The following is a 23,990-nucleotide window of genomic DNA, read 5'->3' as shown; positions in this document are numbered from 1 at the left end:
CGCCTCTCCCCCGCCCCTGCGGCCAGGGAACGGACAAGGCCCAGGTTCCCGGTTCAGTACCGGTGACCTGGGCCTTTGTCTATCTACCTGCTGGTGGGCGCGGACGGTTTCGAACCGCCGACATCTGCTTTGTAAGAGCAGCGCTCTACCCCTGAGCTACGCACCCGTGGAAGTGAAGCAACAGCGTACATGGCGTACCGGTGGGTACCGCAAACCGATAGGGGGGGGTGGTACGGGGGCGGCTGGGGCAACCGATGGGGTCGTGTGTTCGTCCAGGGTGGGTGGGAGAATGTAGCGGTCCGGACAGGGCGGCTCAGAGAGCGCGGGAGAGGGAACGTGGCGGCGACCGAGGGCAGGGGCAGGGCGACGCGCGGGAACTCCGGGGTGTTCGGGCTGGCCGTCGTGTTGCCGCTGGTCGTGGCCGCGATGGTGCCGCATGCCTTCGCCGGGGGCGGGGGCGGCGGGCGGCGTTGGTTCGGGGGGCGGGACGAGGGCCGGCGGGCGGCGGCGCAGGCGGCGAAGGATGCCGCGGCGGCCGCGTTCTACGAGCTCGACACCGCCCAGCGGGGGCTGCGCATCTCGATCGAGACGATCACCGCCGTCGACGACTCCGCGGACGCCCGCCGCGCGCTCGACGGCTTCGCGGCGCTCGGTCGGCGGATCGACGAGGTCAGCGGCGGGTACATCACCGCCGTCGACACCCATGACCTGGACCGCGACGAGCTGGACGCGGCCGCCGCCGGGCGCGCCCGGGCGGATCTGGAGAAGGCCAGGGACGAGCTGGTACGGGTCAAGGGCGAGCTCGACCGCTTCGAGCAGGGGCTCGCGCCGCTGCTCGGCCGCGCCGAGACCCAGCTGGCCCGGCTCGCCCCCGCCGTCGAGCGGGCGCGGCAGGCGCTCCGCGGCGCGAGCGACGCCCTCGACGCGGTACGGGAGGGCGGCTTCCGCGCCGACGACCTCGCCCTCCGGCTCGCCCGGCTCGGCCCCGAGCTCACCCGGCTCAACGAGGGCGCCGGCCGGCACGGTGTGACCGAGACCCTGCAGCGCGCCGACCAGGTGCTGCGCGAGGCCGAGGCCGTGCGGGCCGAGGCCGAGCAGGTGCCGGAGCGGGCCGCCGAGATCGACAAACGCCTGGTGTCCCTCCGTACCCGCGCCCAGGCCCTCGCCACCCGCGCCGCCGGCGTCGAACCCGTCCTGTCCGAGCTGCGCCGCCGCTTCTCCGCCGCCTGCTGGCAGGACCTCCAGCACGTGCCCGAGCAGGCCGGCACCGCCGCCCGGCAGGCCGAGGAACGCCTCGCCGAGGCGACGAAGGCCCGCGACGAGCAGCGCTGGCCCGACGCCACCTCGCTCCTCTCCACCGTCCGCGCCCTCCTCAACACCGCCGACGAGGGTGTCGCCGCCGCCGGCGAGCGGCTGCGCCGGCTGAACGCGGTCGCCAAGGACCCCCACGACGAAATCGAGCGCACCCGCTTCGCCGTCCGCGACGCCCAGCGTCTCGCCATGTCCGGCCGCACCACCCCCGACCCCCGGCACGCCGGCCCCCTCGACGCGGCCGTCGCCCGCATCGACCGGGCCGTCGGCATGCTCGACAGCGGCCGGCACCCCGATTACTGGGCCTTCCTCACCGAGCTGGAGGCCATCCGCGCCACCGCCGCCCGCGTCGTCGAACAGATCCGCGAGGAGCGCGCCACGCACTGACCGGCACGCCGTAACCTGTCGCCATGCCTCGTTACGAGTACCGCTGCCGGACCTGCGGCGACACCTTCGAGCTCAGCCGTCCCATGGCCGAGTCCTCCGCCCCCGCCGCCTGCCCCGCCGGGCACGACGACACCGTCAAGCTGCTCTCGGCCGTCGCCGTGGGCGGCAGCAAGTCCCCCGCCCCCAGTGGTGGCGGCGGTGGCGGTGGCGGGTGCTGTGGCGGTGGGTGCTGCGGATAGTTGCGGTGAGCTGCTGGTAGTTGCGGCTAGCTGCCGATAGCTGCGGCTGGTCCGCCGGGTGTCCGGAAGCGGGCTCCGGCAGCGGGCCCGGCGCCGGGCCACTCCGCCCGGCCGCCCGGTGGCCGGTCCGAACTGGGCCCGGCGCCGGGCCATGCCGCCTGACCTAGCTGTCCAGGTATCTCAGCACCGCCAGTACCCGCTTGCTGTAGCCCTCGCTCCGGCCCGTCAGTTCCAGCTTGTCGAAGATCGCGTTGATGTGTTTCTCCACCGCGCTCCGCGACACATGGAGCCGCGCCGCCACCGTCGCGTTCGTGTGGCCCTGCGCCATCGCCGCAAGGACCTCGCGCTCGCGCGGGGTGAGCCGGGCCAGTGGATCGGTGTGGGAGGAACGGGCCAGCAGACGGCGTACGACCTCCGGGTCGAAGGCCGTGCGCCCCTCCCCCACCCGGTCCAGGGCGTCCAGGAACTCGTCGACCTGTGCCACCCGGTCCTTCAGCAGATAGCCCACGCCGGCCCCGTCGGTCCGGTCCGCTCCGCCCGTCAGCAGCTCCGTCGCGTACCGCTTCTCCACGTACTGCGAGAGCACCAGCACGCCCACCTCCGGCCACCGGGCCCGGATCTCCAGGGCCGCGCGCAGGCCCTCGTCGGTGTGGGTGGGCGGCATGCGCACGTCGGCGACGACCACGTCCGGCGGGTCGGCCGCCACGGCCGCGAGGAGTTCGACGCCGGTGCCGACGGCGGCCCGTACCTCGTGCCCCTCCTCCGCCAGCAGCCGTACGAGCCCCTCCCGCAGCAGCGTCGAGTCCTCGGCCAGCATCACGCGCACGGCAGCACCGCCCCGATCACCGTCGGCCCGCCTGCCGGGCTTTCCACCCTGAACCGCCCGTCGAGCGCCGCCACCCGGCTCGCCAGGCCCGCGAGGCCACTGCCCCGGGCCGCGTCCGCGCCGCCCGCTCCGTCGTCCCGTACCCGTACGTCCAACACTCCGTCCTCCTCCGTCACTTGTACGTCGACCGTGCTCGCCCCCGCGTGCTTCACGACGTTCGTCACCGCCTCCGCGACCACGAAGTACGCGGCGGCCTCCACGGCCCTGGGCAGCGCCCCCGGCACCGCGTATCCGATGCGCACCGGCAGCGGACTGCGCTCCGCCACCGCCTCCAGGGCGGTGCGCAGACCGGCCTGGTCCAGGATCGCCGGGTGCACCCGCCAGGCCACCTCGCGCAGTTCGTCGAGCGCCCGCCGGCTCTCCTCGTGTGCCTGGCGCAGCAGTTCGGCCGCGCGCTCGGGGTCCTGGCCGCGGCGGGCGCGGCCGATGAGCATGCCGAGGGCGACGAGCCGCTGCTGAACCCCGTCGTGGAGGTCGCGCTCGATGCGGCGGCGTTCCTCGTGGACGACGTCCATGATCTCGGCCCGGCTCGCGGCGAGTTGGGCGATCCGGGCCTCCAGTGCGTCCGCCTGACTCGGCCCCAGCATCCGCATAGCCAACTCGGCCTCCATCCGTGCCACTTGGCCGAGGCCCTGGACGGCGAGGAAGAGCAGGAGCAGCCCGCCCAGGCCGCCGAGGACGACCGGCAGCGGTTGCCTGATGTCGACGAGGAGCCAGCCTGCGAGCGCGAAGACGGCATACGCGAGGCCGGTCGCCGCGCACCCGAGGACGACTCCGCCGAGGATGCCGATCGGCCAGCGGGAGAGGAGGTAGAGGAGGGAGCGCGGGTGGGACGGCTGGTATGGCGCGGAGTGGGGTAGGCGAGGTGGCGCCGCGTGGGGCGCCGAGTGGGGATGGTGGAGCGGCTCATGTGAGCCCGAGTCGTGCAGGTGGGAGGCCTCGGGGGCCGCGTGCGGCAGGTGGGGCGGCTCATGTGACGCCGAGTGGGGCAGGTGGGGCGGCTCATGTGACGCCGAGTGGGGTAGGTGGGAGGGCTCGGGGGCCGGGTGGGGCGGGTGGGAGGGCTCGGGAGTTGCATGGGGCAGGTCGGAGGCCTCGGGGGTCCCGTGCGGCGGGCGCGGCAGCTCGTGGGGTACGCGCGGCTCGCGGGGTACGCGCGGCTCGCGAGACGGCTCGTTGGGTACCCGCGGCTCGCGAGACGGCTCGCTGAGTGTGCGATGCGCGTGAGGTGCATGGGGCGCGTACGGCGGCACCCTTGCGCCGAGGAGGCGGTCGAGCCGCCACCGCTCCGCCCGTACGACCCGGTCGACCGCCCCGGCCGCCGCGCGCCGGCCGCCCGGCCGGAGCGTGAGCGGCAGCAGGAGCAGCCCGGCCACCGCCTCCAGAACCACGAACAGGGCCCCGAGCGCGAGCCCTGCCGCGCGCCGCGGCGCCGACCGGCCAGGCATCGTCGTCCCCGTCCCCCCGAACCCCTTCATGATCAGCCACGCTAGCGGGACCCCGCCCGTCGCACCCTGCGGAAAACCACACCATTCCCTGCGGCCCGCAGCAGTCCCCCGCGCCGCGCCCGTTCATAGCGTCGACGTCATGAGCATGGAAACCTGGATCAACAGCCTCATGGACACCCTCGGCGCGCCCGGTGCGGGGATCGCCGTCGCCCTGGAGAACCTCTTTCCGCCCATCCCGAGCGAGGTCATCCTGCCGCTCGCCGGGTTCGCCGCCTCCTCGGGGCGGATGAACCTGCTCGCCGCGCTGCTGTGGACCACGGCCGGGTCGGCGGTCGGCGCGCTCGCGCTCTACGGGGCGGGGGCGCTGTTCGGGCGGGAGCGGGTGCTCGCCGTCGCCGCGCGGCTGCCGCTGGTGAAGGTCGCGGACATCGAGCGGACCGAGGAGTGGTTCGCCCGGCACGGCACGAAGGCGGTGCTGCTCGGCCGGATGGTGCCGATCTTCCGCAGCCTGATCTCGGTGCCGGCCGGGGTCGAGCGGATGCGGCTGCCCGTCTTCCTGGCCCTCACCACGCTGGGCAGCGCGCTGTGGAACACGATCTTCGTGCTCGCCGGGTACCTCCTCGGCGAGAACTGGGAGGAGGTCACGGAGTACGTCTCGGTCTACTCGACGGCCGTGCTCCTCCTGGCGCTCGCCGCGGTGGCGTGCTTCGTCGCCGTCCGGGTCGTACGGGCGCTCAGGCCGGGTCCGGGAGCGCGCCGGGCTCGCCGTTGAGCCGGGACCGGGACCGGGACCGGGTGTGGTCGCGCGCGGCCGCCCGGAGGCGGCGGAGGATCTCCTCGCCCGCCGCCACGCCCCGCTCGGGCAGCGCCTCCACGTGCGGTGCGGTCCAGTCGGTCTCGGCGAGTTCGCCGTGGCCGGGGCGCCAGGCGCGGTCGGCGGCGAGGAGCAGGTCGGCGTCGAGGAGGGAGTCGCCGGCGGCGAGGGTGAGGGTGGCGCCGGTGCGGCGGGCGACCTCGCGCATGGCCGCGCTCTTGGTGAGCGGCTTCGGCACCGCGTACACCTTCCGGCCCTGGAGCGAGACCGTCCAGCCGCGCTCGTCCGCCCACGCGGTGAAGCCGGCCAGCCACTCCTCCGGGAGCCGGTCGCGCTCGACGACGAGATAGGCGAACAGGTCCTCGGCGACGCGGTGCTTGCGTACCCAGGACGGGTCGGTGGTGGCGGCCAGGTGGGCGCGGACCTCGGCGAGCGGGGCGCAGGCGGCGTCGACCCGGCGGAGCACCTCGGCGTGCCAGTCCGGGTCGGAGACGCCGTCGACGAGGAGGTGGCCGCCGTTGGCGCAGATCGCGTACCGCGGGGCCGGGGTGCCGGCGTCGCCGAGGAGGCGGATGCGCTGGTACTGCTTGCGGGTGCGGGTGGTGGTCGGCACGAAGACGGTCTCGGCGGCGAGTGCGCGCAGCTGGGCGGCGGCGTGCTCGGTGACGTACGAGAGCGGCTTGGCCTCGTGGACCTCGACGCAGAGCAGGCGCGGGGCCTGCGGGTCGGGCATGCCGAGGGCGAGGGCCGCGGCGGAGTAGATGAGGGTGCGGTCGAGGTCGCTGGCGACCAGGACGGTGGGGGTGGCCGTGTTCACTTCGACCCCACCGCCTTGCCGTCGGCGCCGGTCGCTCCGCGCGTGTACCGGGGGTGGATCAACCCGACGCAGCTGTACGGCAGTTCGTCGACCTCCTCGACCGGTACGCCGCGCTGCTCGGCGAGCAGCCGTACGTGCGCCAGGTCGGCGCCCGCGCCCCGCTTGGCCAGGATCTTCCACGGCACGCGGCGCAGCAGCACCCGGGTGGTCTCGCCGACGCCCGGCTTGACCAGATTGACGTCGTGGATGCCGTACTCCTCGCTGATCCGCTCGACGGCCGCCCAGCCTTCCCAGGTGGGCGTGCGGTCGGCGGCGAGCAGCTCCTTCACGTCGGCGTCGACGGCCGCCCCGACCTCGTCGAAGCGGTCGGCGACGGCGTCGAGGAAGGCGCCGGAGACGTCGGCGCCGGCCAGTTCGCGGTAGAACTTCGCGCCGTGGAAGTCGTGCGGGCCGACCAGGTCGGCGCGCAGGACGGTGCGCGATATCAGGCCGGAGACGGTGGAGTTGAGGCAGGCGGAGGGGATGAGGAAGTCCTCGCGGGTGCCGTAGGTGCGGACGCAGGATCCGGGGTCGGCGAGCACCGCGATCTCCGGGTCGAATCCGGGGAACTCCCGTACGGCCTCGGCCAGTTCGCGGGTGATGGCGCCCTTGCCGGTCCAGCCGTCGACGAACACGACGTCGGCCGGGTCGTGGTGCTCGGCCAGCCAGCGCAGCGCGTTGGCGTCGATGCCGCGGCCGCGCACGATCGACACCGCGTAGTGCGGCAGATCGAGGCCGTGCCGGTGCCGCGCCCAGCGGCGCATCAGCACGCCGACGGGCGTCCCGGCCCGGGCCAGCGACACCAGGACCGGGCGCGGCGACCGCTCGGCGAGCACGGTCTCCGTGACCGTGCCGACGGCCCGGGCGATCCGGGACGCCGAGGCGTCGAGCGCGCTGTGGAACAGCTCCTGGTACGCCGCGCTCGGCTGGTACTCCACCGGCAGCGACTCCGCGTAGTGCGCCCCGCCGCTCTGGATCGCCTCCTCGCGCTCCTCGGTCGGCGCCTCGAGGTGCGCGTCCGAGAGGTCCTGGAGCAGCCACCCCACCTCCTCCGGCGCGTACGAGGAGAACGCGGGGCCGCGCAGGGGTTCGGGCAGCACGGGCGGCATGGAGCTCCTTCCAGGAGCTTCGGGGGCTTCGTGGGCTTCGTGGGCTTCGTGGGCTTCGTGGGCGCCGGGAGCTTCGTGGGCGCCGGGAGCGCCGGGAGTCCGGGGCTGGGGTGCGTGGGAGGGCACGACGGCGAGGACGACGTGCGGGACGTGGGCGGCCAGCTGCGCGAGCAGCCCGTCCGCGGCGTGCAGTTCGGGCGTGTCGGCGACGGAGTCGACGACGGCCACGACCGCGTCGAAGCCGCTGCCGGCGACGTTGTACGCGTACCGCTCGCCCGGCCCGTCGGCGGGCGCGTCGTGCGCGGGGAAGACGAGCCGGGTCCGTATCGCGTACCCGGGATCGTCGACGGCGAGCACGGGCGAGCGGGTGGTGGTCGAGTACCGCACGTCGTGCCCGGCCGCCTCCAGCTCGCCGGCGAGCCGCAGCGGCGCGTACATCAGCTCCTCGAAGCCGAGCACGAGGACGCGCCCGCCCGGCCCGTCCGGCCCCGCGCCGCCGGGCAGCGCCTCGGCGATCCGCGCCGCCATCCCGGGCAGCGCCGCCTCCAGGCGGTCCCGGTGCCCGGGCGTGAAGCCGTGCCGCCCACCGTCGGGTACGCCACCGGGCCAGGCGAGGTCGACCCGGACGGGGGTGGAGGTGGGGACGGGGGCAGGCGTGAAGTCGGGAGCGGATACGGGCGGGGCGCCCGGCGTCTCCCCCAGGCCCCTCTCGTACCTCGCCACCAGCTCCTGGCCCTTCGCCAGGACGCCGTCCGGCAGGGCGACCGTGCCCGCCGCCAGGGTGATCAGGTCGACCTGGGCGCCCAGCTCGCGTGCGAAGTCCGTCAGGCGGGCGCGGTCGGCCGGGCCTCGCATGTCGACGAGGGCCACGATCACGTAGCGCTCGCGCGGGTAGCGGGCGTGGAGGGCGCGGATGGTGTTGAGGACGGTGTTGCCGGTGGAGAACTCGTCGTCGACGAGGACGAGCGGGCCGGGAGCGGTGAGGAGAGTCGGGTCCTCGGGGAGGAGGAGGTGGGAGGTGGCGTGGGAGTGGGACTCCTCGAAGCCGCCGGCGGGGGCGATGCCGGGGACGGGGCGGCGGGTGGAGTGCAGGTAGGGGGCGAGGGCGAGGCCGTCGGCGACGCTGTGGCCGAGGCCGGTGGCGGTCTCCGCGTAGCCGAGGACGACGGCGCGGGCGGCCTCGGTGTCGCCGAGCAGGCTGCGGACCCGTACGCCCAGGTCGTGGCCGGCGGCGCGGACCACGGAGGGCCGCTGCGGCACGTGCTTGCCGAGGACGTTGGAGACGAGCAGGTGTGCCCGCTTGGGGTTGCGGCGCAGGGCGAGGCCCAGCAGGTCGGGCAGCCGCTCGTCGCCCATCAGTTCGACGCCCAGTCGCTCCGCGACCCAGGTTCCGGTCCACACCACGTCGTCGTCTTCCTTTCCCGTGCCGGTCGCTATGCGGCGAGGCCGGCGGTGAGCAGCTCCACGAAGCCGACGTCCTCGCGGGCGACGCCGAAGACCTCGGCGCGCCGGAGGGTGCGCTCGGCCCAGGCGCGGTGCGGCTTCACCTCGTTCATCTTGTTCGTGTACGCGGAGCGGAGCACCCCGCCGCCGTCGCGTTCCGGCCGCAGGATGTCCTGGGCGTCGCTGAACTCCTCGTGGGTGACCACGGACAGCGCGTGCACCGGCACCACGTGGCTGGGGTGGATGCAGGTCTTGCCGAGGAGGCCGTTGGCGCGGTCGAGTTCGATCTCGCGGAGCAGTCCGTCGAGGTCGTGCTGGATGAGCGCGGTGCGCAGGTCCTCGGCGCGCCCCTCCAGGAAGGGGCTGCGGCGCAGCTGGGGCTTGAACATGCGCTCGCCGGGCCGGAAGTACTCCCAGACGGGTCCGGTGACGGTGAAGCCGCTGCCGTCGGAGCGGCCGAGGACGTTGACGACGTCGCCGATGACGGAGGCGACGATCTGGACGTCGTACGCGGTCATGTCGGGCGAGCGGCGCAGCCCGTAGGCGGAGCAGAAGTCGGTGACGCCGAGGCGGAGGGCGAGGATCCGCTCGCGGTACTTGTCGGTGAGGGAGGCGATTCCGGCCAGTGTCCCGGCCCGGGTCTCCAGGTGGAGCAGCTCGGGGGACTCCAGGACGGGCATGGCGAAGAGGCGGCGGCCGCAGCTCTCCTCGGCGGCGCCGAGCGCTTCGAGGAAGGGCCGGCCGCGGGTCTCGGTGAACTTGGGCAGTACGAATCCGGACAGCAGCCGGATGCTCGCGCCGAGCCGGGCGACCAGTTCGGTGATCTGGTGCGGCTCGCGGACGCGGATGAAGAGCAGGGGCACGTCGGTGCCGGCGCCGGAGCCGTCCGCGCCGGTGGCCGCGAGCTCGGCGAACTGCCGGACCAGGTTGTCCTCGCCCGCCGCCACGTCCTCGTCGCTGATCGAATCCTCCAGGCAGAGGACCATGGACACGACCCCGCGGGCCGCCTGCTTGCGGATGTCGGCGGCGAGCCGCGGACGGGTGGCGGGGCTGTAGAGCGTGGCGCCGAGGGCCGCGGCGAGCGTGGGCGCGGGGGAGTCGGCCGTGAACTCGGCCGGCTCCTGGTGGAACAGTCCGGCCCGCGCAGCGGCCGGGATGTGCCCGAAATGACGCATGTATCTCCCCCGACTGGGCTCGCGGCCGATGACGACATGTGGCCGGTAATAGTACGTAGGGGAGGGTGTCCTTAGTTCCCCGCGCGCATGAAGTTCAGGTAACTCGTCCGCTTCCGGCCCCCCGCGTTGTCCGGATGATGGGCGGGCAGGGAAGATGACGGGCATGACGCACGCGATGCTGAAGGGCTCCAACGTCCCTCTCGACACCGCGGCCGTACGGGCCGTGCTCCGCTGGACCCCGGGCCCCGGGGTGCCCGACGTGGACGCCTCGGCGCTGCTGCTCGGGGTGGACGGGCGCGTGCGCTCCGACGAGGACTTCGTCTTCTACAACCAGCCCCGGCATCCGTCGGGCATGGTGCGGCGGCTCGCGAAGAAGCGGGAGCCGGAGGGTCTGACCGACCCCGTGGAGGCCGATCTGGGCTCCCTGGACGCCTCGGTCGACCGCGTGGTGATCGCGGCCTCCTCCGACGGCGGCACCTTCCGGTCCGTCTCCGACCTGCGGATCCTCGTGTACGACGCGGCCGCGGGCGCGGCGGGCGGCGAGCCGCTCGCGCTGTTCGACGTGTCGGCGGAGACCGGCGAGGAGACGGCGATCATCTGCGGCGAGCTGTACCGGCGCGGGGACGGCTGGAAGTTCCGGGCGGTGGGGCAGGGCTATCCGACGGGTCTGGTCGGCCTGGCCACCGACTTCGGGGTGTCGGTCGACGACGGCGTGGAGGCTCCCGGCGCGGCTCCGAGCGCGGCTCCGGCCGCCGAGGCGCCCGCGCCCGCCCTGGGGCACGACCCCGACGCCACGGTCGTCCACACCCCGGCCGTACCGCCGCAGCCCACCGCTCCCCCGGCCCCGGCGCAGCCTCCGGCGTACGGCTATCCGCAGCCGACCGGCGCGCCGGCCGCCTCGCCAGCGCCCGCGCCCGCTCCCGCTCCCGCTCCCGCGTACGGCTATCCGCACGCGGCGCCGGAGTTCCGGATGCCGCCGATGGGGCCGCAGTTCGTCGGCCGCTGACGGGGGTCGGCCGCTGACGGCCTTCACCACTGGCAGCGCCGGCTGCTGACGGCCTTGACCGCCGACGGCGCCGGCTGCTGACGCTTTCACCTCTGGCAGCGTCGACTGCTGACGGCCTTCCCCGCCGCCGACGGTGCCGGCCGCCGACGGTGCCCGGCCGCCCGCACACGCGGCGGCCCGGCAGTGCCCGGCCGCCCTCCTGCGCGGCGGCCGGCCCGCCTGTCAGGTCTTCGTCTTGAAGCCCCGGCCCCACTGCATGCCCCACCCGTACAGCCGGTCCAGCTCGGCCTGGAAGCCGTACACGAACCGCACCTCGCGCCGGACCATCAGCTCGCCCTTGACGTTCTCGACGGTGAAGACGGCGCAGGAGCGGGCCTGCGGGGCGTGCTCGTCGAGTTCGATCTCGATGCGCGGGCCGTTGCTGGGGTAGAGCGTGACCTTGGCGTGGGTGCGGTCGAAGGCGGGTGTCTGGTCGTAGATGTAGACGAAGAACAGCAGGCGCTTGATCTCGTCGCGGTGGTCGAGGTTGACGAAGATCGTCTCACCGGAGGGCGCGCCGAACCGGTCGTCGCCGCTGAGCTTCACGTACGGCGCCTCGTTGAGCTCGCCGAAGAAGTTGCCGAGCGGCTGGATCACGCCCTTGCTGCCGTCGGTCAGCTCGTAGAGGCAGCCGAGGTCGAGGTCGACGTTGACGACGCCCTGGGTGTGGGCCTGGACCTCCTCCGGCTTGAAGAGCTTGAGGGGGTGGCGCAGCAGGCTGGTGGAGCGGCGGGGGCCGCCGATGTCGGAGGTGCGCATCCGCCAGGAGAGGTTGACCCGGAGGTTGCCGGTGGCGGCGCCCTGCTTGGTGAGGGAGACCGTGGGGTGGCGGCGGGTCAGGTCGATGGAGTTCGCGGCGGCGCCGCCGGAGTCGAACGGGTCCCGGCCCGGGAAGAGATTGTCGAAGAAGCCCACGGGCCCCCACCCCCACTGTCGTCGCGTTCCTGCTCCTGGACATGCCACTCGCCGGACATGCCTGCGGGGCGGCCGGGTGCTCCGGCCGCCCCGCAGTGAAGCGTTCCTCATTGTCGGGGCTGTCACACCCCGGATACGCACCGGATACGCCCCGGGTGCGCCCCGGACGCGTCGATGCGTCCCGGATCAGACTCCGGATGGCACCTCGGCCTTGTCGTCCGAGGCGTCAGCTTTTCCCTCGGCCGCCGCGAGGGCCTTGTTGCGGCGGACGGAGGACCAGAAGGACAAGCCGATGAGCGCGACGCCGATGCCGCCGGTGACGATCTCGGGGATCTCGTACTGGATGGTGACCATGAGGACCACGGCCAGGGCGCCGATGGCGTAGTGGGCGCCGTGCTCCAGGTAGACGTAGTCGTCGAGGGTGCCCTGGCGGACCAGGTAGACGGTCAGCGAACGGACGTACATGGCGCCGACGCCGAGGCCGAGGGCCATCAGGACGATGTCGTTGGTGATGGCGAAGGCGCCGATGACTCCGTCGAAGGAGAAGGAGGCGTCGAGGACTTCCAGGTAGAGGAACATGAAGAAGGCGGCCTTGCCGGCGAGCACGACGGCCGGGACCTGCTTGCCGGAGCGCTTGGCCTCTTCCTCGGCCTCGTGCTCGGCTTCCTCTTCCTCCTCCAGCTTGTTCTCGAAGTAGCCGGAGAGACCGCCGACGACGAGGTACGTGATGAGGCCGGCGATGCCGGAGACGAGCACCGTCTGGGCCTTGTCGACGTGCAGGCCGCCGTGCTGGTGGGCCTGGGTCGCGAAGGTCATCGAGGTGATGAGCAGGACGATCAGCGCGATGCAGACCGACAGCATGTCGACCTTGCCGAGCTTGGCCAGCGGGCGCTCGATCCAGCGCAGCCACTGGATGTCACGGTCCTCGAAGATGAAGTCGAGGAAGATCATCAGCAGGAACATGCCACCGAAGGCGGCGATCGACGGGTGGGCGTCGGTGACGAGCTGCTGATACCGGTCGGCATCGTTCAGCGCGAGGTCGACCGCCTCGATGGGGCCGATCTTGGCGCTGATCGCCACGATCACGACGGGGAAGACCAGTCGCATGCCGAAGACGGCGATGAGCACGCCGACCGTGAGGAAGATCTTCTGCCAGAAGGCATTCATCTTCTTCAGGATTCCGGCGTTGACCACCGCGTTGTCGAAGGAGAGCGAGATCTCGAGGATGCAGAGGATTGCGACGACCCCGAAAGCCTCCCACCCTCCATAGAGCACCGCGGCGATCAGGCCGAGGGCGGTGATCGCGAACGACCAGCCGAAGGTTTTCAGAAGCACTGTCTACCCCATCGTGATATTTACGCGGCTTTACGAAACGTTGACCCCGAAGTCTAGAGCGATGCCCCGAAGTCCGGACGCGTACCCCTGTCCGACCGCCCGGAACTTCCATTCGCCGTTGTAGCGGTAGAGCTCGCCGAAGATCATCGCGGTCTCGGTCGAGGCGTCCTCGGAGAGGTCGTAGCGCGCGAGTTCCTGGCCGTCGGCCTGGTTCACGACCCGGATGAAGGCGTTGCTGACCTGGCCGAAGGACTGGCCGCGGAGGTCCGCCTCGTGGATCGAGACGGGGAAGACGATCTTGTCGCAGGCGGCGGGGACCTGGGTGAGGTCCACGATCAGCGACTCGTCGTCGCCCTCGCCCTCGCCGGTGAGGTTGTCGCCGGTGTGCTCGACGGAGCCCTCGGGGCTCCGCAGGTTGTTGTAGAACACGAAGTACTCGTCACCGAGGACCCGGCCCGACTGGCACAGCAGGGCACTGGCGTCGAGGTCGAACGGGGCTCCGGTGGTGGAGCGCGCGTCCCAGCCGAGACCCACGAGCACCTGGGTGAGGTTGGGTGCGGCCTTGGAGAGGGAGACATTGCCTCCCTTGGCGAGCGTGACGCCCATGATGATGGTCCTCCCCGAGGGTTCTGCGAAGGCGCGGTCGGGCAGGGCCCGACGGTGCGATGAGGCACGTCCGGCGCCGCACCGAGGGTGCGGCGCCGGACGGGGTGCTGACGGCCTGTGTCAGGCGTCGGCGTCGGCTCAGACGTTGACGCCGAAGTCCTGCGCGATGCCGCGCAGGCCCGAGGCGTACCCCTGGCCGACGGCGCGGAACTTCCACTCCGCGCCGTGGCGGTACAGCTCGCCGAAGACCATGGCGGTCTCGGTCGAGGCGTCCTCGGAGAGGTCGTACCGCGCGATCTCGGCGCCGCCGTTCTGGTTCACGACGCGGATGAACGCGTTGCGGACCTGGCCGAAGGACTGCTGGCGGTTCTCGGCGTCGTAGATGGACACCGGGAAGACGATCTTGGTCACGTCGGCCGGCACGCCGGCCAGGTTGACCTTGACCTGCTCGTCGTCGCCCTCGCCCTCGCCGGTGAGGTTGTCACCGGTGTGCTCGACGGAGCCGTCGGCGCTCTTCAGGTTGTTGAAGAAGACGAAGTCCTGGTCGTTGCGTACCTTGCCGGTCTCGTTCACCAGGATGGCGCTGGCGTCGAGGTCGAAGTCCGTACCGGTGGTGGTGCGGACGTCCCAGCCGAGACCGACGGTGACGGCGGTCAGGCCAGGGGCCTCCTTGGTCAGCGAGACGTTGCCGCCCTTGCTGAGGCTGACTCCCACGAGTCCCTCCATTGTGTTCCAGGGGCAGCGCCCCCAGTCGTGCGTTGGCATCGGATCAACGTCTGGATCCTAGTGACGGGTTCCCCGCACAAACAGACGTTTCGCCCGAGTGGCGGGGAGCACCGCCCGTCCGGACCCGGACGGCGTGGCTCAGAGCGCCGCGAGCGCCTTGAGGTAGTCGTCGAGGTCGCGGGCGTCGGGCAGGGCGTTGACGACGGACCAGCGGACCGTGCCGGCCTTGTCGATGACGAAGGTGCCGCGCACCGCGCAGCCCTTGTCCTCGTCGAAGACGCCGTACGCGCGCGAGGCGGCGCCGTGCGGCCAGAAGTCGGAGAGCAGCGGGAACTCCAGGCCCTCCTGGTCGCCGTAGACGCGCAGGGTGTGGATGGAGTCGTTGGAGACGGCGAGCAGCTGGGTGTCGTCGTTGACGAAGGAGTCGAGGTGGTCGCGCAGCTCGCGCAGCTCGCCGGTGCACACACCGGTGAAGGCGAAGGGGTAGAAGAAGAGGACGACGTTGCGCTCGCCGCGGAAGGCGGAGAGCCGCACGGTGCGGCCGTGGTTGTCCTTCAGCTCGAAGTCGGGGGCCTGGGCGCCGATCTCGATCGCCATCGCGTACGCATCCCTTTCGCCGGCGGGCCGGCCCTTGGGCCGAATCGGTGAAACCCACCCTAAGGGGCACCCTACGGGGCGGCCGGGGCGGGACGCGCAGAGCCCCCGCCGGGGTGTCCGGCGGGGGCTCCGTGCAGCGTATGGGGGGTCAGCGCTTCGGGGTGGCGAGCTTGGTGCCCGACCAGTCCTTGGCGACGCTGATGCTCTTGGTCTGGGAGAGACCTGCGGTCTGCGCGGCATCCTGGATGTCGCTCGGCTCGATGTAGCCGTCGCGACCGGTCTTCGGGACGAGCAGCCAGATCATGCCGCCCTCCTCCAGAAGACCGATGGCGTCCACCAGGGCGTCGGTGAGGTCACCGTCCTCGTCGCGGAACCACAGCAGCACGACGTCGGCGACGTCGTCGTAGTCCTCGTCAACGAGTTCCTGGCCGATGATGGACTCGATGCCTTCACGGAGATCCTGGTCGACGTCGTCGTCGTAACCGATCTCCTGGACCACCTGTCCGGGCTCGAACCCCAGCCTCGCTGCCGGGTTGGTCCGCTCCTCCGCGTGGTCCGCGGTCGCGCTCACGGCTTGCCTCCTGATCATGTATCGGAAAATGCTTCGTCCGCGCGCGTACGCGCGGCACTGGCCGTAGTCCACACGTGCCGGGGCGGATCGCGCAAGTACCCGGCCGATGAGACCGCCGAAACGGTGACGTTTGGGGCCGTCTCGCCGCAACTTCCGGCGAACACCCGTCGCGCTCCGTGACGAGACATGCACGCTTCGCCCTGCAATGTGAGCTTCTGCGGCTTCAGTCTGCCGAACGAGCTGCCGAAACGCATGCGCGGGATGAGCGTAAGGTTGCGATTTGACCGAACAAGGCACCCCGAGAGGGTTACCGCTCGGTAAAGATGACGTTTGCCGTCGGCGGGGTAGACGATGAACATCCCGGCCGCAGCGGGGCCCCCTCCCCCGCGGGCTCCACCGACCAGCGAAGGAACAGCGTGGCTTCCGCATCCGATCGCAACCCGATCATCATTGGCGGCCTTCCCAGCCAGGTCCCGGACTTCGACCCGGAAGAGACCCGGGAATGGCTCGACTCCCTGGACGCCGCCGTCGACGAGCGGGGCCGGGAGCGCGCCCGCTATCTCATGCTCCGGCTGATCGAGCGGGCCCGCGAGAAGCGCGTCGCCGTGCCCGAGATGCGCAGCACGGACTACGTCAACACCATCGCCACCCGGGACGAGCCCTTCTTCCCCGGCAACGAGGAGATCGAGCGCAAGGTCCTCAACGCCACCCGCTGGAACGCGGCCGTGATGGTCTCGCGCGCCCAGCGCCCCGGCATCGGCGTCGGCGGCCACATCGCGACCTTCGCCTCCTCCGCCTCGCTCTACGACGTCGGCTTCAACCACTTCTTCCGCGGCAAGGACGAGGGCGACGGCGGCGACCAGATCTTCTTCCAGGGCCACGCCTCCCCCGGCATCTACGCCCGCGCCTTCCTGCTCGACCGGCTGAACGAGCGGCAGCTCGACGCCTTCCGCCAGGAGAAGTCGAAGTTCCCCGACGGCCTGTCCTCCTATCCGCACCCGCGGCTCATGCCGGACTTCTGGGAGTTCCCGACCGTGTCGATGGGCCTCGGCCCGCTCGGCGCGATCTACCAGGCCCGGATGAACCGCTACATGGAGGCGCGCGGCATCGCCGACACCTCCAAGTCGCACGTGTGGGCCTTCCTGGGCGACGGCGAGATGGACGAGCCGGAGTCGCTCGGCCAGCTGACCCTCGCGGCCCGCGAGAACCTGGACAACCTCACCTTCGTCGTCAACTGCAACCTGCAGCGCCTCGACGGCCCGGTGCGCGGCAACGGCAAGGTCATCCAGGAGCTGGAGTCGGTCTTCCGCGGTGCCGGATGGAACGTCATCAAGCTGATCTGGGACCGCTCCTGGGACCCGCTGCTCGCGCAGGACCGCGACGGCATCCTGGTCAACAGGATGAACACGACGCCGGACGGCCAGTTCCAGACGTACGCGACGGAGACCGGCGGCTACATCCGCGACCACTTCTTCGGCGACGACCAGCGGCTGCGGGCCATGGTCGAGGGCATGACCGACGACCAGATCCTGCACCTGGGCCGCGGCGGTCACGACCACAAGAAGATCTTCGCTGCCTTCTCCGCGGCCAAGGCCCACAAGGGCCAGCCGACGGTGATCCTCGCCAAGACCGTCAAGGGCTGGACGCTGGGCCCCAACTTCGAGGGCCGCAACGCCACCCACCAGATGAAGAAGCTGACGGTCGACGACCTGAAGCGCTTCCGCGACCGGCTGCACATCCCGGTCACGGACAAGCAGCTGGAGGAGGGCCTGCCGCCCTACTACCACCCGGGCCGGAACTCCGAGGAGATCCAGTACATGCACGACCGCCGCAAGGCGCTCGGCGGGTACGTGCCCACCCGTGTGGTCCGCGCCAAGCCGCTGGTGCTGCCGGACGACAAGACCTACGCGGCGGTGAAGAAGGGCTCCGGCCAGCAGCAGATCGCCACCACGATGGCCTTCGTCCGGCTGCTCAAGGACCTGATGCGGGACAAGGAGATCGGCAAGCGCTTCGTGCTGATCGCGCCCGACGAGTACCGCACCTTCGGCATGGACTCGTTCTTCCCGAGCGCCAAGATCTACAACCCGCTCGGCCAGCAGTACGAGGCCGTCGACCGCGAACTGCTGCTCGCCTACAAGGAGTCCCCGACCGGCCAGATGCTGCACGACGGCATCTCCGAGGCGGGCTGCACCGCCTCGCTGATCGCCGCCGGCTCGGCCTACGCCACGCACGGCGAACCGCTCATCCCGGTCTACGTCTTCTACTCGATGTTCGGTTTCCAGCGCACCGGCGACCAGTTCTGGCAGATGTCCGACCAGCTCGCCCGCGGCTTCGTGCTCGGCGCCACCGCCGGCCGCACGACGCTGACCGGCGAGGGCCTCCAGCACGCCGACGGCCACTCCCACCTCCTCGCCTCGACGAACCCGGGCTGTGTCGCCTACGACCCGGCCTTCGGCTTCGAGATCGCGCACATCGTCCAGGACGGTCTGCGCCGCATGTACGGCCCGCAGGCCGAGGACGTCTTCTACTACCTCACGGTCTACAACGAGCCGATCCAGCACCCGGCCGAGCCGGCGGACGTGGACGTCGAGGGCATCCTCAAGGGCATCCACCGCTACCGGCGCGGCGAGGCCGGCTCGATCCCGGCGCAGATCATGGCCTCCGGCGTCGGCGTGCCGTGGGCCCTGGAGGCCCAGCGGATCCTCGCCGAGGAGTGGAACGTCCGCGCCGACGTCTGGTCCGCTACCTCGTGGAACGAGCTGCGCCGCGAGGCCGTGGCCGTCGAGGAGCACAACCTGCTCCACCCTGAGGAGGAGCAGCGCGTCCCGTACGTGACGCGCAAGCTCCAGAGTGCCGAGGGCCCGTTCGTGGCGGTCTCGGACTGGATGCGCTCGGTGCCGGACCAGATCTCCCGCTGGGTGCCGGGCCGCTACACCTCGCTGGGCGCGGACGGCTTCGGCTTCGCGGACACCCGGGGCGCGGCCCGCCGCTTCTTCCACATCGACGCCCAGTCGATCGTGCTCGCGGTCCTGACGGAGCTGGCCCGCGACGGCAAGGTCGACCGCTCGGCCCTCAAGCAGGCCATCGACCGCTACCAGCTGCTCGACGTCACCGCCGCCCACCCGGGCGCGGCCGGCGGCGACGCGTAGCACCGTACGACGCACGACCCAACACGTCGTGCCTGGTGAGGGCGGCGGGGCCCCGGTCCCGCCGCCCTTCGGCGTCCCCGGACCTTCCCTACGATGCGGTGCATGAGAGATCGCTGGGAGAAGCACACCCAGGTGCCGCTGCTGGTGCTGGCCGTGGCGTTCGGCGCCGCGTACGCCGTGCCGATCGCGGCGCCGGGCGCCGCGCCATGGGTGCACCGGCTGTGCACCCATGTGGAGTGGGCGGTGTGGGCGGCGTTCGCCCTCGACTATCTCGTGCGCCTCGCGCTCGCGCCGGCCCGCTGGGCCTTCGTGCGCGGCCATCCGCTGGACCTGCTCGCGGTGATACTGCCGATGGTGCAGCCGCTGCGGCTGCTCAGGGTGGTCTCCACGCTCCTCCTGGTGGGCCGGCGGGCCCGGATGGCCCCGCAGATAACGCTCACCACGTATGTGGCGGGCGCGGTGGTCGGGCTGTTGATGTTCGGCTCGCTGGCGGTGCTGCACGTGGAGCGGGACGCCCCGAACGGCAACATCAAGACGCTCGGGGACGCGCTGTGGTGGTCCTTCACCACGATGACCACCGTCGGCTACGGCGACCACTCCCCGACGACCGGGCCGGGCCGGGTGCTCGCGGTGGGCCTGATGCTGTCCGGAATCGCGCTGCTCGGTGTGGTGACCGCCAACATCGCGGCCTGGTTCATCTCCCGCTTCGACCGGGACGACGAGGTCGAGCGCCGGCAGACCGAGCTCCTGGAGACGCTGACCGCCGAGGTGCGCGCCCTGCGGGCCGAGGTCGCCCGCCTCTCGGCCCCGGCGGCGGCCCCGGACCGGGACCAGGGTCCGGCCCGCGCCCCGCACTCCCCCGAGGTCCCGGCCCCCGCGCCCGCCTCCGCCCCTTCCTCTACCTCCTCCTCTACCTCTCCCAGATCTTGAACGCCCTCACCTGATAGGGCATCTGGGGCGCCCAGGTGCCTCTGCCCGGGTAGGTCTCGAACTCTCCGGTCTCCGCGCACTCCGCGGACTGGTAGGTGGTGACCGGCCGCCCGGTCCGGTTGGCCAGGGACTGGGCGCTGGTGCCGGCCGGCAGGGCGATGCAGCTCTCGATGTCGACCGAGGACAGCTCGTGGACCTGGGCCTTGCCCTTGAAGTCGGCCTTCGGCCACAGGCACAGCTGGCCGGGCCCGCAGGCGCCGAGCGCGGTGCCGCCGCCGGCGGCGGTCGCGGGTGCCGCCAGGAGGGCGGTCAGGACGGCCGTGGCGGCCAGGACGGTCTTCGTATACATGCTGGTGAACCCCCGTTTCGTAACTCTCTGTAACCAAGAGCATGACGGAGAGTCCGGCCCGAAGGGAAGAGGGGCCGCCCCCGTTCACGCGAACGGGTGACGGCCCCCCATGGGACCCCCTGAATGACCTGCGATGACCTGCGCGTTCTAGATGTGGGCCGCGCCCGCGCCCGCCTCCGCGTTCTCACCGCGCTTGGTGAGCGTGGCGACCAGCGCCGCGACGACGGCGACGACACCGGCGACGGTGAAGGCGAGGCCCATGCCGTCCATGAAGGTGTCGTGGATGACCTTGCCGATGACCTGGACGATCTCGGGCGTCATGCCCGGCGCCTTGGCCAGCTCCGGCGGCACCATCCCGAACTCCGCGGCCTGCTCCAGACGCGGGTCGGCCGGGCCGGGCAGGTGGGCGGCCTGCCAGTGCTCGCCGAAGGCGGTCGACACCTTGGAGGACATGACGGCGCCGAGCACCGCCGTGCCGAGCGCGCCGCCGACCTGCATCGCGGCCTGCTGCAGACCGCCGGCGACACCGGACAGCTCCAGCGGCGCGTTGCCGACGATGACCTCGGTGGCGCCGACCATGACCGGGGCCAGGCCGAGGCCGAGCAGCCCGAACCACAGCGACATGGTGAGGGTGCCGGTGCCGGGGGTCAGGGTGATCATGCCGAACATCGCGACGGCGGTGCACACCATGCCGCCGACCAGCGGGACCCGCGGGCCGAACTTGGTGATCAGCGCGCCCGCCAGCGGCGAGGAGACGATCATCATGCCGGTGAGCGGCAGCAGGTGCAGACCGGCGTCGACCGGCTTGAGCCCCTTCACGCCCTGCAGGTAGAAGGTGACGAAGAAGAGGCCGCCCATGAAGGCGAAGGCCATCAGGACCATGAGGACCACGCCGGCCGACAGCGGCACGGAGCGGAACATCTTCAGCGGGATCAGCGGCTCCTTGGCCCTGGTCTCCCACACCGCGAACAGGACGAAGAGCACGACCGCGCCGATCAGGCAGCCCCACGTCTTGGCGCCGCCCCAGCCCCAGGACTCGCCGGCCTTGATGATGCCCCAGATGAGGGCGGCCATCGCGGCGGAGAGCAGCAGGATGCCGAGGACGTCGAACGAACGCGGCGCGTTCTCGGCGCGGTGGTCCTTGAGGATCACGAGGCCGAGGACGAGCGCGAGGACGCCGACCGGCACGTTGATGAAGAAGACGGACTGCCAGCTGACCTTCTCGACGAGCAGGCCGCCGACGATCGGGCCACCGGCGGTCGAGGCGCCGATGACCATGCCCCAGATGCCGATGGCCATGTTGAGCTTCTCGGCCGGGAAGGTGGCGCGCAGCAGGCCGAGCGCGGCCGGCATGAGCAGGGCGCCGAAGAGGCCCTGGAGGACGCGGAAGGCGATCACCAGCCCGATGGAGCCGGACAGGCCGATCAGGCCGGAGGCGGCGGCGAAGCCGGTGATGCCGATGAGGAAGGTCTGCCGGTGGCCGAAGCGGTCGCCGAGCTTGCCCGCGGTGACGAGGGCGACGGCCAGCGCGAGCAGGTAGCCGTTGGTGATCCACTGGACCTGGGCCAGCGAGGCCTGGAGGTCTTCCTTGATGGCGGGGTTGGCGATGGCGACGATCGTGCCGTCGAGCGCGACCATCATGACGCCCACTGCGACGCTGAAGAGGGTCAGCCACGGGTGACCGCGCAGTCCCTTCGCCGGAGGCACGACGGCCTGCTCCGGCTCCGGGTCACCCCCCTGACCCTGCGGGGCCTTTTCCACGGTGATCTGACTAGTCATGAAAACGAGGCTAGTGTCAGCCGCTGACAATTGACAAAGCGATTCACGCGCCGGTAACTGTCACGTAGCTCACAGGTACGCTGAGCAGGACCAAACGGCGAAGGCATGACGGAAGAGCCGACGGAAGACCCGACGGAAAACGACGGAAGAGGGGCGCCGGACGTGACGGTTCCCGGCCTGCGCGAGCGCAAGAAGCAGCGCACCCGCGACGCGCTGATCCGGGTGGCCCTGGAGCTGTTCACCACCCAGGGGTACGAGCGGACCACCGTCGACGAGATCGCCGACACGGTGGACGTCTCCCAGCGGACCTTCTTCCGCTACTTCGCCACCAAGGAGGACGTGGCCTTCGCCGTCCAGCAGATGGTGGAGGAGCGCTTCCTGCGCTCGCTGGCCGAGCGGCCGCCCGAGGAGGGCCCGTTCGACGCGCTGCGCAACGCGGTGCTCGGCTCCTGGGACACCATCGGCGAGGCGATCGAGGAGGTCGTCCCCGTCGAGCTGTACATCCGCACCTTCCACCTCATCGAGTCCACGCCGGCCCTGCTCGCCGTCCACCTGCGCCGCAGCACGGGGATGGAGGACACCCTCGCCCGCGTGATCGCCGAGCGCGAGGGACTGGACGTGGACAAGGATCCCCGCCCGCGGGTCGCGGTCGCCGCGTTCGGCGGCGTCATGCGGGTGACCGGCCAGATCTGGGTCCGGGGCGAGGAGATGACCCTGGAGTCGCTCCGCATGGTCACCGAGCGGTACCTCGACCAGCTGGGCGCCGCGCTCGCCCCACGCTGGCGCCCCTGACCCCGCCGAATCCGGACGGGCTGGGACCGGCCCGGGCCTGCCTGCGACCGGCCTGGACCCACCGAGACCCGCTCGGGGACCCGCTGGACCCGCCCTCGCTCCCCCGCCTCGCGCCTTCCTCCGCACCCGCCCCGGCACCCGCCCCCACGCGCACGTCTCCTCACCCCGCGTCACCGCGCCCCACCACTCCGCGTGATCCGCGTCACTCGCGGCACGGTCGCCCCGGGGCGGCCCCTAGGGTGGCCCCCAATGTCTTCCTTCGACTCCGACCCCGCTCTCTCGGTCGCCCTCTCCGTCTGGCGCGCGCTGCTCGCGCTGGCCGTCGTGTTCGTACTCCTCGCCACCACCGGATGGACGACGATCAGGCATCAGCCCAGCCCGGGCGACACCCGGGCGCAGGCGCTCGCCGCCTGGGCGCGCGACCGGATGGGCGGCCGTCCGCTGCCCGACCCGTCGGCCCCGGCCCGTACGATCGCCGCGTTCTTCGCCGGCGCGGGCCCCGCGCAGAGCGCCCGGCTCGCCGCCGCACACCCGTTCGTCGTGGGCAATCTCAACGGCGCCCCCGTCACCCTGCGCTACCGCGCCAACCGGATCTCGCTCGGCCTGGCGCTGGCCGCCGAGCGGGGCCGGGTCGACGACCCGAGGCTCACCGACGACGGCCGCCACGAGGCGCAGCGCCGGGTCGACCGCTTCCGGTCGCTGATGCTGCCCGGCCGCCAGATACTCGCCTTCGATCCCAGCGGTACGGGGCGGACGGCGGAGGTCCTGGGCGACCTCCAGCGGGCCCGGCGGGTCTCCGTGATCGTGCCCGGGGTCGACACCAACCTGCTGAACTTCCAGAAGACCAACCGCCCCTACTCGGCGGTCGTCGGCATGGCCGGGTCGCTGTACGCCGCCGAGCGCCGGGCCGATCCCGGCACCCGTACGGCCGTGATCGCCTGGGCCGACTACACCGCGCCGGTCGGCGTGGGCATCGACGCGGCCATCGGTGAGCTGGCGGAGCGGGGCGCGGTCCGGCTCGTCGACCTCACCGGCGCGCTGCCCGGGGACTCGCGGATCACGCTCTTCTGCCACAGCTACGGCTCCGTGCTGTGCGGCGTCGCCGCGCCCCGGCTGCCCGCGCGGGTGACCGACGTGGTGGTGGCCGGCAGTCCCGGGATGCGCGCCGAGAAGGCCGCCGACCTGGACACCCCGGCCCGGATCTGGGCCATGCGGGACTCCGGTGACTGGATCGCGGACGTGCCGCACCTGGAGCTCGGCGGGGTCGGGCACGGCGCCGACCCGGTGGCTCCGGAGTTCGGCGCGCGGCTCCTCTCGGCGGCCGGGGCGGACGGTCACGCGGGCTACTTCGTGCCGGGCACGGGCAGCCTGGAGAACTTCGCGGCGATAGGCGTCGGCTCGTATCGTTCGCTGACCTGCTCGACCGCAGACAGCGCTTGCCTCCGTGGAATCTTCGGCGCCGAAGCCTCCTGACGCGCGTAGCGCTCCGAGTGGCACCGGTGCGTCGCGGCGGATTTACGGTGGTTAC

21 protein-coding genes and 1 tRNA gene are annotated in these 23,990 nt (G+C 72.0%); 8 read left to right on the top strand and 14 right to left on the bottom strand.

Annotated features, from left to right (window positions below; translation table 11 throughout):
* Nucleotides 1–91: 91 nt before the first annotated feature.
* Nucleotides 92–166, bottom strand: a tRNA-Val gene (locus tag ACFYU9_RS09060).
* Nucleotides 167–426: 260 nt separating this feature from the next.
* Here ACFYU9_RS09060 and ACFYU9_RS09055 point away from each other — a divergent pair.
* Together ACFYU9_RS09055 and ACFYU9_RS09050 are read left to right on the top strand one after the other, a co-directional pair.
* Complete coding sequence (locus ACFYU9_RS09055; protein WP_389344144.1) at nucleotides 427–1,698, top strand: hypothetical protein; 1,272 nt, start codon at nucleotides 427–429, stop codon at nucleotides 1,696–1,698.
* A 23-nt stretch (nucleotides 1,699–1,721) separates the two neighbouring features.
* Complete coding sequence (locus ACFYU9_RS09050; RefSeq protein WP_389205751.1) at nucleotides 1,722–1,937, top strand: zinc ribbon domain-containing protein; 216 nt, start codon at nucleotides 1,722–1,724, stop codon at nucleotides 1,935–1,937.
* Between the two features lie 163 nt (nucleotides 1,938–2,100).
* On the opposite strand, the gene ACFYU9_RS09045 is transcribed toward ACFYU9_RS09050, so the two are convergent.
* Nucleotides 2,101–2,763, bottom strand: coding sequence for a response regulator (locus ACFYU9_RS09045; protein ID WP_389343790.1), 663 nt, complete (start codon nucleotides 2,761–2,763; stop codon nucleotides 2,101–2,103).
* On the bottom strand, nucleotides 2,754–4,301 hold the full coding sequence (locus tag ACFYU9_RS09040; RefSeq protein ID WP_389343787.1) for a histidine kinase: 1,548 nt from the start codon (nucleotides 4,299–4,301) through the stop codon (nucleotides 2,754–2,756). The genes ACFYU9_RS09045 and ACFYU9_RS09040 overlap by 10 nt, the downstream gene beginning before the upstream one ends.
* A 109-nt stretch (nucleotides 4,302–4,410) precedes the next feature.
* Between ACFYU9_RS09040 and ACFYU9_RS09035 the strand changes: the two genes are divergently transcribed.
* Nucleotides 4,411–5,043: a DedA family protein gene (locus tag ACFYU9_RS09035; protein ID WP_389343784.1), complete on the top strand. Its 633-nt coding sequence runs from the start codon at nucleotides 4,411–4,413 to the stop codon at nucleotides 5,041–5,043.
* Here ACFYU9_RS09035 and ACFYU9_RS09030 read toward each other — a convergent pair.
* From ACFYU9_RS09030 to ACFYU9_RS09020, 3 genes are all read right to left on the bottom strand, one after another.
* The gene (locus ACFYU9_RS09030) at nucleotides 5,006–5,902 is read right to left on the bottom strand and encodes an HAD family hydrolase (protein WP_389343781.1); all 897 of its coding nucleotides are present in this window, start codon (nucleotides 5,900–5,902) and stop codon (nucleotides 5,006–5,008) included. The two genes, ACFYU9_RS09035 and ACFYU9_RS09030, sit on opposite strands and share 38 nt — an antisense overlap.
* Nucleotides 5,899–8,406, bottom strand: a complete 2,508-nt coding sequence (locus ACFYU9_RS09025; RefSeq protein WP_389344142.1) for a phosphoribosyltransferase — start codon at nucleotides 8,404–8,406, stop codon at nucleotides 5,899–5,901. The genes ACFYU9_RS09030 and ACFYU9_RS09025 overlap by 4 nt, the downstream gene beginning before the upstream one ends.
* Before the next feature lie 77 nt (nucleotides 8,407–8,483).
* Complete coding sequence (locus ACFYU9_RS09020) at nucleotides 8,484–9,668, bottom strand: HpcH/HpaI aldolase/citrate lyase family protein (RefSeq protein ID WP_389205761.1); 1,185 nt, start codon at nucleotides 9,666–9,668, stop codon at nucleotides 8,484–8,486.
* A gap of 154 nt (nucleotides 9,669–9,822) precedes the next feature.
* Here ACFYU9_RS09020 and ACFYU9_RS09015 point away from each other — a divergent pair, with 154 nt between their 5' ends.
* The gene (locus tag ACFYU9_RS09015) at nucleotides 9,823–10,674 is read left to right on the top strand and encodes a TerD family protein (RefSeq protein ID WP_389343778.1); all 852 of its coding nucleotides are present in this window, start codon (nucleotides 9,823–9,825) and stop codon (nucleotides 10,672–10,674) included.
* 222 nt (nucleotides 10,675–10,896) lie between these two features.
* Here ACFYU9_RS09015 and ACFYU9_RS09010 read toward each other — a convergent pair whose 3' ends face one another.
* The 6 genes from ACFYU9_RS09010 to ACFYU9_RS08985 form a co-directional block, all read right to left on the bottom strand.
* Nucleotides 10,897–11,628, bottom strand: a complete 732-nt coding sequence (locus tag ACFYU9_RS09010; RefSeq protein WP_389205765.1) for a Tellurium resistance — start codon at nucleotides 11,626–11,628, stop codon at nucleotides 10,897–10,899.
* 186 nt (nucleotides 11,629–11,814) lie between these two features.
* On the bottom strand, nucleotides 11,815–12,963 hold the full coding sequence (locus tag ACFYU9_RS09005) for a DUF475 domain-containing protein (protein ID WP_389343775.1): 1,149 nt from the start codon (nucleotides 12,961–12,963) through the stop codon (nucleotides 11,815–11,817).
* 30 nt (nucleotides 12,964–12,993) lie between these two features.
* Nucleotides 12,994–13,569, bottom strand: coding sequence for a TerD family protein (locus ACFYU9_RS09000; RefSeq protein ID WP_389205769.1), 576 nt, complete (start codon nucleotides 13,567–13,569; stop codon nucleotides 12,994–12,996).
* 138 nt (nucleotides 13,570–13,707) lie between these two features.
* On the bottom strand, nucleotides 13,708–14,283 hold the full coding sequence (locus tag ACFYU9_RS08995) for a TerD family protein (protein WP_389205771.1): 576 nt from the start codon (nucleotides 14,281–14,283) through the stop codon (nucleotides 13,708–13,710).
* A 150-nt stretch (nucleotides 14,284–14,433) separates the two neighbouring features.
* Nucleotides 14,434–14,892, bottom strand: a complete 459-nt coding sequence (locus ACFYU9_RS08990; protein ID WP_389205773.1) for a peroxiredoxin — start codon at nucleotides 14,890–14,892, stop codon at nucleotides 14,434–14,436.
* 148 nt (nucleotides 14,893–15,040) lie between these two features.
* The gene (locus ACFYU9_RS08985; RefSeq protein ID WP_389205775.1) at nucleotides 15,041–15,463 is read right to left on the bottom strand and encodes a DUF3052 domain-containing protein; all 423 of its coding nucleotides are present in this window, start codon (nucleotides 15,461–15,463) and stop codon (nucleotides 15,041–15,043) included.
* A 416-nt stretch (nucleotides 15,464–15,879) separates the two neighbouring features.
* Here ACFYU9_RS08985 and aceE point away from each other — a divergent pair, with 416 nt between their 5' ends.
* Both aceE and ACFYU9_RS08975 read left to right on the top strand, forming a co-directional pair.
* Nucleotides 15,880–18,612, top strand: a complete 2,733-nt coding sequence (aceE, locus tag ACFYU9_RS08980; protein WP_389343772.1) for a pyruvate dehydrogenase (acetyl-transferring), homodimeric type — start codon at nucleotides 15,880–15,882, stop codon at nucleotides 18,610–18,612.
* A gap of 93 nt (nucleotides 18,613–18,705) precedes the next feature.
* Nucleotides 18,706–19,542, top strand: a complete 837-nt coding sequence (locus tag ACFYU9_RS08975; protein WP_389205779.1) for a potassium channel family protein — start codon at nucleotides 18,706–18,708, stop codon at nucleotides 19,540–19,542.
* On the opposite strand, the gene ACFYU9_RS08970 is transcribed toward ACFYU9_RS08975, so the two are convergent.
* Both ACFYU9_RS08970 and ACFYU9_RS08965 read right to left on the bottom strand, forming a co-directional pair.
* On the bottom strand, nucleotides 19,523–19,891 hold the full coding sequence (locus ACFYU9_RS08970) for a peptidase inhibitor family I36 protein (protein WP_389205781.1): 369 nt from the start codon (nucleotides 19,889–19,891) through the stop codon (nucleotides 19,523–19,525). The two genes, ACFYU9_RS08975 and ACFYU9_RS08970, sit on opposite strands and share 20 nt — an antisense overlap.
* 147 nt (nucleotides 19,892–20,038) lie before the next feature.
* Nucleotides 20,039–21,670: an MFS transporter gene (locus tag ACFYU9_RS08965; protein WP_389343769.1), complete on the bottom strand. Its 1,632-nt coding sequence runs from the start codon at nucleotides 21,668–21,670 to the stop codon at nucleotides 20,039–20,041.
* Between the two features lie 162 nt (nucleotides 21,671–21,832).
* Here ACFYU9_RS08965 and ACFYU9_RS08960 point away from each other — a divergent pair, with 162 nt between their 5' ends.
* Both ACFYU9_RS08960 and ACFYU9_RS08955 read left to right on the top strand, forming a co-directional pair.
* On the top strand, nucleotides 21,833–22,462 hold the full coding sequence (locus tag ACFYU9_RS08960; protein WP_389205785.1) for a TetR family transcriptional regulator: 630 nt from the start codon (nucleotides 21,833–21,835) through the stop codon (nucleotides 22,460–22,462).
* Nucleotides 22,463–22,711: 249 nt separating this feature from the next.
* Nucleotides 22,712–23,935, top strand: coding sequence for an alpha/beta hydrolase (locus ACFYU9_RS08955; RefSeq protein WP_389205787.1), 1,224 nt, complete (start codon nucleotides 22,712–22,714; stop codon nucleotides 23,933–23,935).
* Nucleotides 23,936–23,990 lie beyond the last annotated feature (55 nt).

Source organism: Streptomyces sp. NPDC004327 (assembly GCF_042873935.1).
Classification (GTDB): Bacteria; Actinomycetota; Actinomycetes; order Streptomycetales; family Streptomycetaceae; genus Streptomyces.
The sequence above is the reverse complement of the archived record's forward strand: the minus strand, read 5'-3'. Positions and strand labels throughout refer to the sequence as shown.

Coding starts and splice junctions, on each gene's coding strand:
- ACFYU9_RS09055 (WP_389344144.1), top strand. CDS start 427: ATGGTGCCGCATGCCTTCGCCGGGGGCGGGGGCGGCGGGCGGCGTTGG.
- ACFYU9_RS09050 (WP_389205751.1), top strand. CDS start 1,722: ATGCCTCGTTACGAGTACCGCTGCCGGACCTGCGGCGACACCTTCGAG.
- ACFYU9_RS09040 (WP_389343787.1), bottom strand. CDS start 4,301: ATGAAGGGGTTCGGGGGGACGGGGACGACGATGCCTGGCCGGTCGGCG.
- ACFYU9_RS09035 (WP_389343784.1), top strand. CDS start 4,411: ATGAGCATGGAAACCTGGATCAACAGCCTCATGGACACCCTCGGCGCG.
- ACFYU9_RS09025 (WP_389344142.1), bottom strand. CDS start 8,406: ATGGGCGACGAGCGGCTGCCCGACCTGCTGGGCCTCGCCCTGCGCCGC.
- ACFYU9_RS09020 (WP_389205761.1), bottom strand. CDS start 9,668: ATGCGTCATTTCGGGCACATCCCGGCCGCTGCGCGGGCCGGACTGTTC.
- ACFYU9_RS09015 (WP_389343778.1), top strand. CDS start 9,823: ATGACGGGCATGACGCACGCGATGCTGAAGGGCTCCAACGTCCCTCTC.
- ACFYU9_RS09000 (WP_389205769.1), bottom strand. CDS start 13,569: ATGGGCGTCACGCTCGCCAAGGGAGGCAATGTCTCCCTCTCCAAGGCC.
- ACFYU9_RS08990 (WP_389205773.1), bottom strand. CDS start 14,892: ATGGCGATCGAGATCGGCGCCCAGGCCCCCGACTTCGAGCTGAAGGAC.
- ACFYU9_RS08975 (WP_389205779.1), top strand. CDS start 18,706: ATGCGGTGCATGAGAGATCGCTGGGAGAAGCACACCCAGGTGCCGCTG.
- ACFYU9_RS08970 (WP_389205781.1), bottom strand. CDS start 19,891: ATGTATACGAAGACCGTCCTGGCCGCCACGGCCGTCCTGACCGCCCTC.
- ACFYU9_RS08965 (WP_389343769.1), bottom strand. CDS start 21,670: ATGACTAGTCAGATCACCGTGGAAAAGGCCCCGCAGGGTCAGGGGGGT.
- ACFYU9_RS08955 (WP_389205787.1), top strand. CDS start 22,712: ATGTCTTCCTTCGACTCCGACCCCGCTCTCTCGGTCGCCCTCTCCGTC.